Origin of the sequence: Microbacterium sp. NPDC077663, assembly GCF_044542795.1 — a bacterium.
Classification (GTDB): domain Bacteria; phylum Actinomycetota; class Actinomycetes; order Actinomycetales; family Microbacteriaceae; genus Microbacterium.
This window is the reverse complement of record NZ_JBITVE010000002.1, coordinates 556,379-571,612: the sequence shown is the minus strand read 5'-3', so window position 1 is coordinate 571,612 and position 15,234 is coordinate 556,379. Positions and strand designations below refer to the sequence as shown.

16 protein-coding genes are annotated in these 15,234 nt (G+C 69.7%); 10 read left to right on the top strand and 6 right to left on the bottom strand.

Features of this window, described 5'->3' with window-relative positions; translation table 11 throughout:
• Positions 1 to 18: 18 nt before the first annotated feature.
• Both ACIGEP_RS10300 and ACIGEP_RS10295 read right to left on the bottom strand, forming a co-directional pair.
• On the bottom strand, positions 19 to 786 hold the full coding sequence (locus ACIGEP_RS10300; protein ID WP_396661530.1) for an SDR family oxidoreductase: 768 nt from the start codon (positions 784 to 786) through the stop codon (positions 19 to 21).
• On the bottom strand, positions 779 to 2,161 hold the full coding sequence (locus tag ACIGEP_RS10295; protein ID WP_396661529.1) for a GntP family permease: 1,383 nt from the start codon (positions 2,159 to 2,161) through the stop codon (positions 779 to 781). Before ACIGEP_RS10295 ends, ACIGEP_RS10300 begins: the two co-directional genes overlap by 8 nt.
• Before the next feature lie 168 nt (positions 2,162 to 2,329).
• On the opposite strand from ACIGEP_RS10295, the gene ACIGEP_RS10290 reads away from it, so the two are divergent.
• Genes ACIGEP_RS10290 through ACIGEP_RS10275 form a run of 4 tightly spaced genes read left to right on the top strand, consistent with a single transcriptional unit; the run spans position 2,330 to position 5,847 of the window.
• The gene (locus tag ACIGEP_RS10290) at positions 2,330 to 3,034 is read left to right on the top strand and encodes a FadR/GntR family transcriptional regulator (RefSeq protein ID WP_396661528.1); all 705 of its coding nucleotides are present in this window, start codon (positions 2,330 to 2,332) and stop codon (positions 3,032 to 3,034) included.
• A gap of 46 nt (positions 3,035 to 3,080) precedes the next feature.
• The gene (locus ACIGEP_RS10285; protein WP_018187744.1) at positions 3,081 to 3,362 is read left to right on the top strand and encodes a metal-sensitive transcriptional regulator; all 282 of its coding nucleotides are present in this window, start codon (positions 3,081 to 3,083) and stop codon (positions 3,360 to 3,362) included.
• A 20-nt stretch (positions 3,363 to 3,382) separates the two neighbouring features.
• Entirely contained in the window at positions 3,383 to 3,670 is a 288-nt protein-coding gene (locus tag ACIGEP_RS10280) for a heavy-metal-associated domain-containing protein (RefSeq protein ID WP_396661527.1), read from the top strand.
• Positions 3,667 to 5,847: a heavy metal translocating P-type ATPase gene (locus tag ACIGEP_RS10275; protein ID WP_396661526.1), complete on the top strand. Its 2,181-nt coding sequence runs from the start codon at positions 3,667 to 3,669 to the stop codon at positions 5,845 to 5,847. The genes ACIGEP_RS10280 and ACIGEP_RS10275 overlap by 4 nt, the downstream gene beginning before the upstream one ends.
• Positions 5,848 to 5,982: 135 nt before the next feature.
• On the opposite strand, the gene ACIGEP_RS10270 is transcribed toward ACIGEP_RS10275, so the two are convergent.
• On the bottom strand, positions 5,983 to 6,351 hold the full coding sequence (locus ACIGEP_RS10270) for a hypothetical protein (RefSeq protein ID WP_396661525.1): 369 nt from the start codon (positions 6,349 to 6,351) through the stop codon (positions 5,983 to 5,985).
• Between the two features lie 48 nt (positions 6,352 to 6,399).
• On the opposite strand from ACIGEP_RS10270, the gene ACIGEP_RS10265 reads away from it, so the two are divergent.
• Both ACIGEP_RS10265 and ACIGEP_RS10260 read left to right on the top strand, forming a co-directional pair.
• Positions 6,400 to 6,828 carry an SRPBCC family protein gene (locus ACIGEP_RS10265; RefSeq protein WP_396661524.1) on the top strand — a complete coding sequence of 143 codons (429 nt, stop codon included), beginning with the start codon at positions 6,400 to 6,402 and terminating at the stop codon, positions 6,826 to 6,828.
• A gap of 77 nt (positions 6,829 to 6,905) precedes the next feature.
• Positions 6,906 to 7,337 (top strand): hypothetical protein, encoded by a 432-nt coding sequence (locus tag ACIGEP_RS10260; protein WP_396661523.1) that lies wholly within the window; start codon positions 6,906 to 6,908, stop codon positions 7,335 to 7,337.
• 1 nt (position 7,338) lies between these two features.
• Here the strand turns inward: ACIGEP_RS10260 and ACIGEP_RS10255 are convergent, their stop codons facing one another.
• Together ACIGEP_RS10255 and ACIGEP_RS10250 are read right to left on the bottom strand one after the other, a co-directional pair.
• Positions 7,339 to 8,076, bottom strand: coding sequence for an SDR family NAD(P)-dependent oxidoreductase (locus tag ACIGEP_RS10255; protein WP_396661522.1), 738 nt, complete (start codon positions 8,074 to 8,076; stop codon positions 7,339 to 7,341).
• A gap of 14 nt (positions 8,077 to 8,090) precedes the next feature.
• A complete protein-coding gene (locus ACIGEP_RS10250) occupies positions 8,091 to 9,641 on the bottom strand; it encodes a cryptochrome/photolyase family protein (RefSeq protein WP_396661521.1) in 1,551 nt (516 codons plus the stop codon).
• A gap of 128 nt (positions 9,642 to 9,769) precedes the next feature.
• Here ACIGEP_RS10250 and ACIGEP_RS10245 point away from each other — a divergent pair, with 128 nt between their 5' ends.
• On the top strand, positions 9,770 to 10,762 hold the full coding sequence (locus ACIGEP_RS10245; protein ID WP_396661520.1) for an alpha/beta fold hydrolase: 993 nt from the start codon (positions 9,770 to 9,772) through the stop codon (positions 10,760 to 10,762).
• 1 nt (position 10,763) lies between these two features.
• Here the strand turns inward: ACIGEP_RS10245 and ACIGEP_RS10240 are convergent, their stop codons facing one another.
• Positions 10,764 to 11,957, bottom strand: coding sequence for an ROK family protein (locus tag ACIGEP_RS10240; protein ID WP_396661519.1), 1,194 nt, complete (start codon positions 11,955 to 11,957; stop codon positions 10,764 to 10,766).
• Between the two features lie 127 nt (positions 11,958 to 12,084).
• Between ACIGEP_RS10240 and ACIGEP_RS10235 the strand changes: the two genes are divergently transcribed.
• From ACIGEP_RS10235 to ACIGEP_RS10225, 3 genes are read left to right on the top strand one after another with little or no spacing between them, the layout of a single operon-like run.
• The gene (locus ACIGEP_RS10235; protein ID WP_396661518.1) at positions 12,085 to 13,389 is read left to right on the top strand and encodes an ABC transporter substrate-binding protein; all 1,305 of its coding nucleotides are present in this window, start codon (positions 12,085 to 12,087) and stop codon (positions 13,387 to 13,389) included.
• A complete protein-coding gene (locus ACIGEP_RS10230; protein ID WP_396661517.1) occupies positions 13,386 to 14,309 on the top strand; it encodes a carbohydrate ABC transporter permease in 924 nt (307 codons plus the stop codon). The genes ACIGEP_RS10235 and ACIGEP_RS10230 overlap by 4 nt, the downstream gene beginning before the upstream one ends.
• Entirely contained in the window at positions 14,309 to 15,229 is a 921-nt protein-coding gene (locus ACIGEP_RS10225; protein WP_396661516.1) for a carbohydrate ABC transporter permease, read from the top strand. The genes ACIGEP_RS10230 and ACIGEP_RS10225 overlap by 1 nt, the downstream gene beginning before the upstream one ends.
• Positions 15,230 to 15,234 lie beyond the last annotated feature (5 nt).

Sequence of the window (15,234 nt, the reverse complement as noted above, 5' to 3'; positions counted from 1 at the left end):
ACTCCTCGGGTGTTCGCGTCAGACGACCGCGGTCATGCCGCCGTCGACGAACAGGTTCTGGCCGTTCACGAAGTCGCTCGCCGCCGAGGCGAGGAACACGAGCGGTCCGCGCAGCTCCGCGACATCACCCCAGCGGCCGGCCGGAGTGCGCTGGGCGATCCAGTCCGAGAAGTCCGCGTCGGCGACGAGCGCCGCGTTCATCTCGGTGGCGAAGTAGCCCGGCGACAGCGTGTTGACCTGGATGCCGTGGCGCGCCAGATCGGCGGCCATCCCCCGGCTGAGCTGGGCGATGCCGCCCTTGCTCGCCGCATACGGCGCGATGGTCTGGCGGCCGAGCAGGGACTGGACCGAGGCGATGTTGATGATCTTGCCGGAGCCGCGCGCGATCATGCCGGGCGCGACGAAGCGCGACACGTAGAACGCGCTCGACAGGTTGCTCGAGATCACCGCATCCCAGTCCGCGACAGGGAACTCCGCAAAGGGTGCCCGCCGCTGGATGCCCGCGTTGTTGACGAGGATGTCGGGGGTCCCGACCCGCTCGACGAGTTCGCCGATCGCGGCTTCGACGGCCGCGGCATCCGTCACGTCGAACATCACCGTCGCGGGACGGATGCCGGTGCGCTCGCCGATCGCCTCGGCGCTGCGCTCCACCGCATCGGCGTCGCGACCGTGCACGATGACGCGGGCGCCGGCCTCTGCGAGGCCCACGGCGAGGCTCTGCCCGAGCCCCCGCGACGATCCCGTCACGAGGGCAAGGCGGCCGGTCAGGTCGAAGACGTCAGACAAGGGACACCAGGCCGAAGATGCCGAGCACGATGAGGAAGCCGACGACCGACTCGATGGCCTGCTGCACGGTCCAGGTCTTGAGTGTCGTCTTGACGTCCATGCCCATGAGGCGGCCGACGAGCCAGAAGCCCGAGTCGTTCACGTGACCCGCGAAGACGGAGCCCGCCGCGGTGGCGAGGACGATACAGGCGACCTGCAGCGGGTTGAAGCCGCCCGACACGACGGCGGGTGCGACGAGCCCCGCGGCGGTGACGAGGGCGACGGTCGCCGACCCCTGCGCCACGCGAAGCAGGACCGCGATGATGTAGGCGGCGAAGATGACCGGGACGCCGATCGAGGCGAGCGAGTCCGAGAGCGCGTCGCCGATGCCCGAGGCGCGCAGGACGCCACCGAACATGCCGCCCGCTCCGGTGATGAGCACGACCGAGCAGATCGGTCCGAGCGACGACTCGACGATCTTGTCGAGCGCGCTGCCGCCGACGCCGCGGCGGGTGCCGAGAACGAACAGGGCGACGAGGACGGCGATCAGCAGGGCGACCTGGCTCGTGCCGATGAGGCCGAGCACCTGCACCCAGACGGCAGCGCCGTCGACGGCTCCCGAAGAGACGAGCGCGGCGGAACCGGTGTTCAGGAGGATCAGGACCAGCGGGATGGCGATGACGCCGATGACGGTGCCGGCCTTGGGCGGGTTCGTGGGTTCGACGTCCTCGCCGAACAGGCGCGGTATGGCGAGCGGGATGCGGCGATCGATGAAGCGCGCCCAGAGGTAACCGCTGACGTACCACGTGGGGATCGCGACGACGAGACCGATGAGCAGCACGAGCCCGAGGTTCGCGCCGTAGGTCTCGCTGGCCGTGATGGGGCCGGGGTGCGGCGGGACGAAGACGTGCATGACCGAGAATGCGGCGGCGGCCGAGATGCCGTAAAGCAGCATGTGCTTGCCGCCGATGCGGCGGGCCACCGCGAAGATGATCGGCAGCATGACGACGAGGCCGGCGTCGAAGAACATCGGGAAGCCCATGAGGAGCGAGGCGACGCTCAGGGCGATGGCGGCACGCTTCTCCCCGAAGACCGAGACCATCTTCTCGGCGAGCACGCGGGCGCCGCCGGAGCTCTCGATGAGGGCGCCGAGCATCGCTCCGAAGCCGACGAGGAGCGCTACCGTGCCGACGGTCGAGCTGAAGCTGTCGATCAGCACCTTGCCGATGCTGCCGACCGGGATGCCGGTGACCAGTGCGGTCAGCAGCGAGACCAGCACGAGCACGATGAACGCGTGCATGCGGACCTTGATGATGAGCAGCAGGATCAGGGCGACCGCTCCGGCCGCGATCAGAAGCAGGGGCACTGCTCCGAGTGTTTGCGTCCACTCGTCCATGGGTGTGTTCTCCAGTGAATCGTCCCGATGCCGGGGTCTTTCCCGGCAGCGAGCCCACGGTGCCACATAAGTACTACTTATCGCAAGCGATTAGTAGTACTTTTCGGATGCCGCGACTGTTCCCCCGGCATCCGCGGGGTAACGTGAGGGTCGCAACGAAGGACACCGATGCCCACGCCCGTCACCACCGCGTCCCACGCCCACATCGTCGAGACCCTCGGTCGCCGCATCGTCGGCGGCGAGCTCGCACCTGGGACGGGTCTGACCCTCGCCGGGCTCGAGGAGTCGTTCGCGGCGTCGCGGACCGTCGTGCGTGAAGCGGTACGCGTGCTCGAAGCCCACGGGCTGTTGACGTCGCGTCGCCGGGTCGGGCTCGTCGTCCGCCCTCGGGGGGAGTGGGACGCCCTGAACGCCGACATCATCGAATGGTCCCTCGACGGCCCGAACCGGCGCGACGTGATCATCGAGCTCACCGAACTCCGCGTCGCCGTCGAGCCCGTCGCGGCGCGGCTCGCGGCGGAGCGCGCGTCCGCGACCGAGCGCGACGAGCTGCTGCGGTGGGCGACGAAGCTGAGCGACCTCGGCAGTCAGGGGCTCGGCGACTCGGACGAGTACCTCGAGGCCGACATCGCGTATCACCGACTGCTCCTGCGCACGTCGGGCAACCCGCTCTTCCTGCAGCTGAGCGACCCGATCGCCGAGATCCTGCGGGGTCGTGCGGTGCGAGGTCTCACGCCCGGGATGCCGCGCGTCGGCACCCTCGAAGCCCACCTCGCGACGGCCCAGGCGATCCATGACGGCCGCGGCGTCGATGCCGAGGCGTCGGCGCGGGAGCACCTGACCCTGGTGTCCGACGAGGTCGAGGAGGCCTGAGCCCCGATCCTTGACCCTCATACCCTAGGGGGGTATGGTATCGGCCATGAACGGGTACGACGCGAACAAGGACGACCTGCAGAAGCGGCTGCGCCGCGTCGAAGGCCAGGTGCGCGGGATCGCGCGCATGGTCGACGAAGACAAGTACTGCATCGACATCCTCACGCAGGTCTCCGCCGCGACGAAGGCGCTCGAGACCGTCGCGCTCTCGCTGCTGTCCGACCACCTCAGCCACTGCGTCGCCGAGGCGAGCGCCGAAGGCGGCCAGGTGGCCGCCGACAAGATCCGCGAGGCGAACGACGCGATCGCGCGTCTCGTCCGCTCCTGACACCCCCGGAGGACACCGCCATGACCGAACGCATCCAGCTCGGACTCACCGACGTCCCGACCCCCGCCGCTTCCGCGGCACCGGCATCCGCCATCAACGAGGAGATCCTCGTCGCAGGCATGACCTGCGGGCACTGCGTCGCGAGCGTCCGCGAGGAGCTGTCCGAGATCGAAGGTGTCGAGGCCGTCTCGGTCGAGCTCGTCGCGGGTGGCTCGTCGCGCGTCACGGTGCACAGCGCGCAGCCCGTCGACGACGACGCCCTCACCGCCGCTGTCGAGGAGGCCGGCTACACCCGGGTCTCGGCATGAGCCTCACCGACGTCGAGCTCGACATCTCGGGGATGACGTGCGCGTCGTGCGCCACCCGGATCGAGCGCAAGCTCAACAAGATGCCCGGCGTCGAGGCATCCGTCAATTACGCGACCGAGAAGGCGCGCGTACGGGCCGACGGTGTCGACACCGCCCAGCTCATCGCGACCGTCGAGGCCGCCGGGTACGCGGCGACGGTTCCGGCGCCCGAACCCGAGGTCGGCGAGCCGGAAGACGAGACGCGCCCGCTCCGCCGGCGCCTGCTGATCAGCGCGGCGCTGTCGCTGCCGGTCGCGGTGCTATCGATGGTCCCGGCGCTGCAGTTCGAGTACTGGCAGTGGCTCGCCCTCACGCTCGCGGCTCCCGTCGCGGTGTGGGGCGCGTGGCCGTTCCACGGGGCCGCCGCCGTCAACCTGCGCCACGGCGCCGCGACGATGGACACCCTCATCAGCCTCGGCGTCATCGCCTCGTTCGGCTGGTCGCTGTACGCCCTGTTCTTCGGTGGCGCGGGCATGCCCGGCATGACGATGTCGTTCACGCTGGTCGGCGCTCCGCAGGCGGGCGGGCACGAGATCTACCTCGAGGTCGCCGCGCTCGTGACGGTCTTCATCCTCGCGGGTCGCTACATCGAGGCGCGCGCGAAGCGGGCGTCGTCCGAGGCGCTGCGCGCGCTGCTCGAACTCGGCGCGACGGATGCCGCGAAGCTGCACAACGGTGTCGAGACGCGCGTTCCGGTCTCTCAGCTCGTCGTCGGCGACACGGTCGTCGTCCGCCCCGGCGAGAAGATCCCGTCGGATGGACTCGTCACCGCGGGGATGAGCAGCGTCGACGCGAGCATGCTGACCGGCGAGTCGATGCCCGTCGAGGTCGCCGAGGGCTCGCGCGTCGTGGGCGCGACGATCAACGTCGGCGGGCGCCTCGAGGTGCAGATCACCCGCGTCGGCGCCGACACCGAGCTCGCCCGCATGCGACGGCTCATGGAGGAGGCGCAGACCGGTAAGGCTCGGGTGCAGCGCCTCGCCGACCGCGTCTCGGCGATCTTCGTCCCGGTCGTGATCGTGCTCGCGCTCGCCGCCCTCGTCGGTTGGCTGATCGCGGGGGCGCCCTGGGAGCTCGCATTCACCGCGGCCGTCGCGACGCTCATCATCGCCTGCCCGTGTGCACTCGGCCTGGCGACTCCGACCGCGCTGCTGGTGGGCACCGGGCGCGGGTCGCAGCTCGGCATCCTCATCCGCGGGCCGCAAGTGCTCGAGCAGACGCGTACGGTCGACACCATCGTCCTCGACAAGACCGGGACGGTGACGACCGGGCGCATGCGTGTCACGGAGGTGCTGCCCGCGGGGGTTGCTCGGGAGGAGCTGCTGGCGGTCGCGGGGGCAGTGGAGTCAGGGTCGGAACACCCGGTCGCCCGCGCGATCGTCGACGCGACGTCGGCTCCGCGTGGTGTCGAGTCGTTCCAGTCGCACGCCGGATTCGGCGTGCAGGGGATCGTCGACAGCGCGGCGGTCGTCGCGGGCCGTCCGTCGTGGCTCGCCGAGCAGTGGGCCGTTGCTGTGTCCGCCGGCCTGCCCGAGGGGACGGTCGTTGCCGTCGCTCGTGACGGCGTGTACCTCGGCGCGATCGTCGTCGCCGACACCGTGAAGTCGTCGAGTGCCGCGGCGATCGCCCGGTTCCGCGAGCTCGGACTCGAACCGATCCTGCTGACCGGCGACACCGCGTCTTCTGCGGCGCGCGTCGCGGCCGAGGTCGGGATCTCCCGCGTCGAGGCCGGGGTGACGCCGGCCGGCAAGCTCGACACGATCCGCCGTCTGCAGGGCGAGGGTCGAGTCGTGGCGATGGTGGGCGACGGCGTCAACGACGCCGCGGCGCTCGCGGCCGCCGACCTCGGCATCGCGATGGGCGGCGGAACGGATGCGGCGATCGCGGCATCCGACATCACCGTCGTCTCGGGCGACCCGATCGTCGTCGCCGACGCGGTGCGGCTCGCGCGGCGCACGCTCGGGATCATCAAGGGCAACCTGTTCTGGGCGTTCGCGTACAACGTGGCGGCGATCCCGCTGGCGATGGCCGCGCTGCTCAACCCGCTGGTGGCGGCGGCGGCCATGGCCCTGTCGTCGGTGTTCGTGGTGACGAACAGCCTGCGCCTGCGCGGGTTCCAAGGGGTTGTGCGGGGCTGAGGGCTGGGCCGCGGCCGGGTGTTCGCGGGGGTGTTCGCGGATGCAATGGATGCCGCGCGACACGCCGCGCCCCGGCATCCAGAGCCGGCGTGTCGCCGCGGACCCCTTGCATCCGGTGACACCGAGACTCCGGAGTCAGAAGGATGCCGGTGTGATCGACCACCTCGTGCGCGCCTCATCTGCCCCTCGAGGGTGGAGCCATCGCAGGTCGTATCGACCGGAGCGGCTGTCGTCCTCGCTGTCCACCGTGAGATGTCCGCCCTTCATCTCCTCAACGGCGATGAAGGGCGGGTAGTCCTCGGTCGACCTCTCGCGCTCACCGTCGTTCCACACGACGATGTACCAGATCCACCACTGTCGTCGGAGTGGCCAGGAGAGACTCCAGAACCATTGCTTCGCTGTGAACACGAATCCCACGTCGCGGCCTTCCAGCGCCAGAACGCCCGCGCCGTCGTCGAACCGATCCAGCGACGGATCGGCATGCGGTGGCTTGATGAGCGGCATCGTTCGAAGAGTAGCCCCCACCCTCCGCACCGCACCTAGGGTGAGGAGATGTTCACCGTCGCTGAGTCCGTCACGATCGACCGCCCGGTAGCCGAGGTGTTCGACTTCTTCACCGAGGGCCGCGCCCGGTGGGACGAGTCCGTCATCAGCGAGGAGGTCACCTCGCCTCCGCCGGTCGGTGTCGGGTCGACCCTGCACACCCGGATGCGAGCGGTGGGACGTGAGTTCTCGTTCGACTGGCGCGTCACGGCGTATGAGCCCGGCGAGCGGATGGCCATCACCAGCACGAGTGGGATCATGCCGACCTCGTCCGAGCTCCGGTTCGCCGACGCGAACGGTGCGACGCTTGTGACCGTGCGGATCGAGGGGGAACCCACCGGCGTCATGCGGCTCGCACAGGGGATGGTCGCCGGCGAAGTGCGGTCGACGCTCACCTCCTCGCTCCAGAAGGCGAAGCGCATCCTCGAGGCGGGCTGACAGCGTCATCCTTCTGACGGACACGGATGCGTCGCGGGGCCGATGAGGTCGGCGCGGCATCCCCGTAGACAGGAGGCATGAACCGCTCACTCGCCGCTCTGTCCCTCGCCCTCCTCGCCGTCGGTGTGACGACCGCCTGCGCGCCCTCGTCGGGCGACGTCGAGGAAAACGTGCTCAGTGCGGCCTCCGAGGGATCGACCCTGCCGATCCGCGACCTGCTCTTCGACGACGGCGCGGAGCGATTCACCATCGCCTGCCCGTATGAGGCTGCGGAGGATGTGGCCGCCCGTCTCGACGTCGACGCGAAGGCCGTCCCCGACCTCTCGGACCGCGACGACGCCCAGGCGCTCGTGGTCGTGACGGCGGACGGGATCGACGCGGGCGAGTTCCCGCGCGACCGAGTCGACCTGTGCTCCACCGGCGACGCGTGGCCCGTCTACCAGGGGGGTGACGAGACCACTCTCACCGTCACGCAGGGCGACGACGACGTCTACGTCGTGACCCGCTGACCTACTTCACGAGCGGCCGGATGGTGGTGAATCCGCCGTCGACGGGGATCGCCTGACCGGTGATGCGGGCAGCATCAGCCGACAGCAGCCAGTCCATGACTGCGGCGACCTCGTCCGCGCTCTGCACCCCGCCGAGCGGGTACTGCTTCTCGGCCCCTTCGCGCTGCATCGGCACGCTCAGCATCCCTGCCGTCATCGGGGTGTCGGTCATTCCGGGCGCGACCGCGTTCACGCGGATGCCGCGGCTCGCATATGTCGCGGCGGCGCTCCGCACGAGCGCCTCGACGCCGCCCTTCGCGGCGGCGATCGCTTCGTGGTTCGCGACGCCGATGCGCGCGACGACCGAACTCGCGAACACGGCAGCGCCGGGCTCTTTGCCGGTGGCCTCGAGCCACGCCTGGAGGATCCAGATGCTGCTCTCGAGGTTGACCCGAAGGATCTCCCGCGCGGCGTCGGCCTTCGTGCGGTGCAGTGGGGTGATGAGCGTGCTACCCACGGCGTGCGCCAGCCATGCCGGCGCGTCGCCCAACTCGGCCCGGCATCCGTCGAGCGCCGCCGCGGAACCCTCGGGCGTCGTCACGTCGGCCTCGATGTGCGCGTCCGCCTCGACGGAGGCGAGGGATGCGGCATCCCGGCCCACGGCCACGACGCGCAGCCCGCGCGCCCGCATTCGGGCGACCAGAGCGCTGCCGACGCCGCCACGGGCGCCGGTCACGAGGGCGATGTCGGTCGAGGTCATGGCTATCTCCTTGCTCAGGCGTGCGGGACGGCGATGTCGCCGCGACGGATCGCGTCGGCGCGCTCACGGATGCCGCTGATCTCGTCGTCGTCCAGGCGCGATACGTTCTTCACCTGCAGCGACATGCGATGGTTGGCGGCGAGGGGCTCCTCGTGCCGAATGAGGTAGTCCCAATACAGCGTTGTGAACGGACAGGCATCCTCACCGATGCGCTTCGCCGGGTCGAACGGGCACGTCTTGCAGTACGGACTCATGCGATCGATGTATCTGCCGGTCGCGGCATACGGCTTGCTGCCCATCAGCCCGCCGTCGGCATACTGGCTCATCCCGAGGGTGTTGGGCAGCTCCGCCCACTCGACGGCGTCCACATAGACGGCGAGGTACCAGGCGTGCACCTCCTTCGGGTCGACGCCGATGAGCATCGCGTACAGGCCCGTGACCATGAGTCGCTGAATGTGGTGCGCGTACCCGTTCTCGAGCGTCGTGCCGATGGCGTCCTGCAGGCAGGCCATCGCCGTCTCGCCGGTCCAGTAGAAGTCGGGGAGCGGCTCGAAAGCCTCGAACGCATTCCGCTCCAGGTATCCCGGCATCTGCGTCCAGTAGATCCCTCGGACGTACTCCCGCCAGCCCAGGATCTGGCGGATGAACCCTTCGACCGACGCGAGCGGCGCCTTCTTGTCGCGGTAGGCCGCTTCGGCCGCGACGACGACCTCGCGGGGGGTGAGCATCTTGAGGTTCATCGACGACGACAGGTGCGCGTGCCACAGCCACGGCTCGCCCGGCCACATCGCGTCCTGCGTCTCGCCGAAGCCCGGCAGTCGCTCCTCGACGAACAGATCGAGCGCCTCGAGCGCCTGCGCCCGGGTGACCGGCCACGCGAAGGAGTCGAGCGACCCCGGGTGGTCGCTGAACTTCTTCTCGACGAGGGCGAGCACCTCGCGGGTGATCTCGTCGGGCTCGAACCGGGCGCGCGGCGGGACGAGCCCTGGCCCCTGCTTCGGGAACGACTTGCGATTGTCGGCGTCGTAGTTCCACTGCCCGCCGTGCGGCTGCCCTCGCGTCGTCATCAGTACGTCGTGCGTCTTGCGCATCTCGCGGTAGAAGTACTCCATCCGCAGCGACGCGCGCCCCTCGGCGTGCTCGGCGAACTCCGCGACGGTGCAGAAGAAGTGCCGGTCCTCGCGGATCTCCGACGGGATGCCGGTGGTCTCCGCCACTCCGCGGAGCGCCTCCCGCACACGCCACTCCCCGGGCTCGGTCATGACGAGACCTTCGGGCTTCAGCTTCGCCAGGTCGGCGGTGAGCTGATCGGCGAGAGACCTCTTGGTCCCGCGGGCATCGAGCTTCGCGTAGTGGACGGCGCGCCCGACATCCGTCAGTTCGGCGGCGAAGTGCCGCATGGCGGCGAGGAAGACAGCGGTGCGCTGCTTCGTGCTCCAGACGTGCTCGGACTCCTCGGCGACCTCGGCCATCCAGACCGCATCCCGCTCGGGGTCGAAGTCGTCGAACGCGCTCGACTCGTGATCGAGCTGATCTCCCAGCACGATGACGAGGTGGCGCAGCATGGCGTCAGCGTAGGAACGGCCCGGCGCGATCCCCAGCGCTTGTGCGGGCTAGGCGGGTGCGCTAGCAACCCGTGCGACCGGGCACTCTGTGCGACCTGGCATCCTGTGCGACCTGGCATCCTGGGGGCATGCCCGCGACCGAGGACGCCCCCGACGTCGACGTCGAGCACGTCGGACACGGCGACCGCCGCACGCGCGTCACCCGCGTCGAGACGACGGCCGGAGACGGCGGCCGGCCGTTCGTGCTGGTGGCGGGGGTCGGTGTCGCGGCGACCTACTTCGAGTTCCTCGCGCCCTCGCTCGCCGAGCACGGCGACGTGTTCGCCCTCGACCTGCCGGGATTCGCCGGGATGCCGCGACCCGGTGACCAGCCGACAGCCGAGTTCTTCGCCGACCGGGTCGAAGAGGTCCTCGACCACTACGGCCTCGAGGATCCCGTGGTCATCGGCCACTCGATGGGCACGCAGGTCGTGACCGAGGTGCTCATCCGCCGACCGCAGCTGCGGCACGCCGTGCTCGTCAGCCCCGTGGTCAACGACCAGGAGTCGTCGCTGCCGATCGTCGCGCTGCGGTTCGCGCAGTCCGCGACCCGCGAGACGTTCCACCTCGCCATGACGGCGCTGTCGGCGTACGTCCTTTGCGGCTTCGTGTACTTCGTGCAGGTCCTGCCGCACCTGCTGCGATACCGGCTGATCGAGCGGATGCCGCGGGTCAAGGCATCCGTCCTGTTGATCCGCGGCGAGTACGACGCGACGTCCCCGCGGCGGTTCCACTCGCGGCTGGTCGACGCCGCCCGTCGCGCGCGGCGGTGGGAGATCCGGGGAGCGGCGCACTCGATCATCAACGCGCACGCGGTCGGTGCGGCCGACCTCATCGTGAAGCACGCGAACGATTCCCTCGCGCCGAAGGGGCGGATGCCGGCGGAGAAGGCGATCGTGCCGCCGCCGCCGCACGCGGGGCTCGACGTCGTGCTCAGCGCCCTGCGGGAGCGCGCCGCGGAGTGGTACTGCGCCGCCCGTGGCGACGAAGAGGGCGTCGAGCGCGCGAAGGAGCGCCACGCCCGCATCCTGTGGCGCGCCTACACGCGCTCCGGTCAGGACCCGCGCCGCGGCGCGAGCTGACTCAGCCGGCTGCGCCCCAGACGTCGAGCACCCGTTCGCGCGCCGACGCCACGGCGGCGGCGACCGCTCCGACGACGACCACCTCGCCGCCCAGGGTCGAGGCGACGAGCTCGGGGGCGGGCAGGTCGAGGTCGGTCGGCAGCGACCGCCGCGCGGCGGCGACCACCTCGGCGACGCCATCGGCGATCGCGCCCGAGACGACGACCCGCTCGGGGTCGAACATGCTGCCCAGGACGCTGACGATGCGCGCGAGAATGAGGCCCACGCGCTCGACGATGCGACGCGCGTCGGCGTCTCCCTGCGCGGCCATCTCGAGGACGCGACGCGCGTCCAGAGACTCCGGCGCGAGCTCGCGGATGCCCGCGGTCGCCTCGCCCGAGCGCACCATCTCACGCGCCAGGTCCGCGGCGCGCGATCCCAGGCCCTCGGCGCCGTGCACACCGTCGACGTGGTCGAAGGCGACCATCTCGCCGACCCCGCCGTGACTCCCGCGCAGCAGGCGGCCGTCGACGACCACCCCGGCGCCCAAGCGCGACCCCGCCAGCAGGGCGATGTAGTCCTGGCATCCGACGGCCGCGCCGATCGACCCCTCCGCGACGGCAGCGAGCGATGCGTCGTTCTCGATCCGCACGAGCGGCGCCCATGACAGGACGTCGACGAGGTCGGGGTTCATCCGTTCCCAGAAGCGCGTCGGATGCCGCGGTGACCGCCCCGTACGGTCGACCGGCGCCGGGACCCCGGCGCACACGGCGAGGACGTCGGCGCGCGAGACGCCGGCGGCGGCCAGGGCTCGGTCGATCGCGTCGGCGACCACGGCGGCACGGGCGGCCGCGTCGTCACGGTCGAGGACGAGGCGGGCGTCGGCATCCGCGATCCGCCGTCCACGCAGATCGGCGACGGCGACCGAGACGTGCTCGTGGCCCGCGTCGACGCCGACGACGACGGCCGCGTCCTCGCGCAGGGCGAAGCGCCGGGCGGGGCGACCCTTGCGGTAATCCCCCGCGAGGCGGGCGTTCGGCAGCTCGCGCAGGAGGCCGCGGGCGACCAGCGCGTCGGTCGCTTCGATCGTCGTCGAGCGCGTCAACCCCGTGGACTGCAACGCGTCGGTCGCGGTGAACTCGGACGAGTCCCACGCGAAAGCGAGCACGGCGTCCTGGCTGGCCGGCCGTGCCGGGGAGGAGGCGAGTGTCGACATCGGGGTCTTGACCTTTCGGAATCCGCCCTGCAATACTGCCTGCATCGCATTGATTTGGCGACTAAATATACTCGCCGGATCCCCACTCGAGTGAGAACTTCGTCCGCAACGACGCGATCGGATACACATGTCATCGATCACTTCCCGCAGGCGGCGTGCTGCCGCCGCCCTCGCCGTCGCCGCCCTGGGCGCCGCGACCCTGGCCGGCTGCTCCGCCGACGGCCGCGAGACCATCCGCTTCACCTTCAGCAAACGTGAGGCACTGACCTTCATGCAGGACGTCGTCAAGGACTACAACGCCTCGCAGGACGCCGTGACCGTCGAGATGGACACCTCGGGTGTCGATGTCGTCTCAGCGAGCTTCGTGCGCGGCAACCCGCCCGACATCATGCTGGCGAACTACAACTACGAGGTCGCCCGCTTCGTCCAGCGGTGCGCGCTGAGCGACCTCGGCGACACGGATGCCGCGGCCACCGTCCGCGAGGACCTGCAGCCGCTCATGGAGCAGTACGGCACCTGCGAGGGGCGCACGACCGCCCTGCCGTACTCCGTGATGGCCTCGTCGGTGATCTACAACACGCAGATCTTCGAAGAGAACGGGCTCGAGGTCCCCACGACCTGGGACGAGCTGATCGCAGTGTGCGACGCGCTCGAGGCGGCCGGCGTCACGCCGTTCTACGGCACGTTCAAGGACGACTGGACCGTCGCGCAGGGCTGGTACGACTACGCCATCGGCGGCTCGATCGACGTCATCGACTTCTTCGACGGGCTCGCCGCCGAAGGCGCGGAGGTGGACGGCTCCTCGGAGGTCTCCTTCGAGAACGACTTCACGGAGCCTGTCGAGAAGATGCTGCAACTCGCCACCGAGTACACGAACGAGGATGCCGACAGCCGCGCGTACGGCGACGGCAACCTCGCGTTCGGCGAGGGTGAGGCGGCGATGTACCTGCAGGGCCCGTGGGCCTTCAGCGAGATCGCGAAGACCGCACCCGACGCTCCGCTCGGCACCTTCCCGCTCCCGATGACCGACGACCCGGACGACCGCGCGATCCGCGTCAACATGGACCTCGCGGCGATGATCCCCGACGCCTCGACGAAGAAGGACGCGGCGCGGGACTTCCTCGAGTACCTGTACCAGCCCGAGATCATCGAGGCCTACAACGAGTCCCAGCTCGGGTTCTCGCCGACGACGGATGCCGCGGCTCCCGACGACCCGCGGGTCCAGGGGATGCAGGAGTTCTACGATGCGGGGGCGATCTACCAGGGTCCGTCCGTGCTCGTCCCGAAGACGATCCCCGTCTTCGCCTACGCCCAGGCGCTGATGTTCGGGCAGGACCCGGCACAGACGTTCGCCACCATGGACAGTGACTGGTCGCGCCTCGCGTTCCGCCAGCCCATCCTCACCGACGAGGCTGAGGAGGCCGCGCGATGACCACCACGACGGGGTCGACGACGACCCTCCTGACGCAGGGAGACCGCACGGCCAGGCGCAGCACGAAACGCGTCGAGCCGATCTACTACCTGTTCCTGTTGCCGACCGTGCTGCTGTTCACCCTGGCGATCACCGTCCCGGGCATCATCGGCATCTTCTTCAGCCTGACCGATTCGATCGGACTGGGGGAGTGGAACTTCATCGGGTTCACGAACTACATCGCGCTGTTCAGCGACCCGGCGATCCTGCAGAGCTACCTGTTCACCGCCGGCTTCGCGGTGGCGACCGTGATCGTCGTGAACATCGCGGCGTTCCTCCTGGCGGTCGGGTTGACCTCCCGCATCCGCTTCACGACGGGACTGCGGACGATCTTCGTGATCCCCATGGTCATCTCGGGCATCATCATCGCCTACGTCTTCAACTTCCTGTTCTCGAACTCGCTGCCCTCGGCGGGCTCGACCCTGGGCGTGCCGTGGCTGCAGGAGAGCCTGCTCGCGAACCCCGACCTCGCGTGGATCGCGATCGTCATCGTCACCGCGTGGCAGGCGATCCCGGGCACGCTCCTCATCTACATCGCAGGCCTGCTCTCGGTGCCGGGCGACGTCTACGAGGCGGCCGACCTCGACGGCGCCAACAAACGCCAGCAGCTGCTGCGGATCACGGTGCCGCTCGTCGCCGGCTACGTCGTCATCAACGTGATCCTCGGCTTCAAGGGCTTCTTGAACGCGTACGACATCATCGTCGGCCTCACCGGCGGCGGGCCGGGCACGGCCACCCGCAGCGTCGCGATGACGATCATCGCGGGCTTCAACGGAGGCGACTACGCCTACCAGATGGCCAACGCGACGATCTTCTTCATCGTCGCGGTCCTCATCTCTCTCCTGCAGCTCTCGCTCACGCGGGGAAGGAACAAGGTCTGATGTCCACCACACAGCCCGCGCTGGCTTTCGAACAAGCCGACGCCGTCACCGCCCCCGACCGCCCCGCCGAGCCGCCGCGCCGCCGCCGGAGGACGGACGCCGAACGCCGCCGCTGGTCGGGGACCGTCATCCTCTTCCTCTGCTCGATCACCGTGCTCCTGCCGCTCTACGTCACCATCTCGATGGCGCTGAAGACGACCGGGCAGGCCGTCGACGGCAACGCCTTCTCGCTCCCTGCGCCGTTCAGCTTCGACGGGTTCGTGCAGGCGTGGAACCTCACGCAGTTCCCCGTCGGCGCCGCGATCTCGTTCTTCGTGACGGCGGGGACGGTCGTCGCGACGATCATCCTGGCGGCGTTCGCGTCGTACGCGATCGTCCGCAATTGGGATCGCAAGCTCTTCCGGTACTCGTTCTTCTACCTGCTCGCGGCGATGTTCATCCCGTTCCCCGTCGTCGCGCTGCCGCAGATCCAGCTGACCGGACGGCTCGGGCTCGACAACCCGGTGGGGGTCATCCTGCTGGCGACGATGTTCCAGCTGAGCTTCAGCGTGCTGCTGTTCACGGCGTTCCTCCGTTCGATCCCGATCGAGCTCGAAGAGAGCGCGCGCATCGACGGCGCGACGACGTGGCAGACGTTCTGGAAGCTGATCTTCCCGCTGCTGGCTCCTATGAGCGCGACGGTCGGCATCTTCGCCTTCCTCTATGCGTGGAACGACTTCATGCTGCCGTCGCTGATCATCTCCGACCCGGCGATGCAGACCCTGCCCGTGCGGCAGAACCTGTTCCAGACGCAGTTCAGCAACAACTACAACGTCGCCTTCGCGTCGTACCTCATGGCCATGGCCCCCGCGATCCTCGCCTACCTCTTCACCCAGCGCTGGGTGATGGAGGGCGTGACGCAGGGCGCCGTCAAGGGCTGACCGAC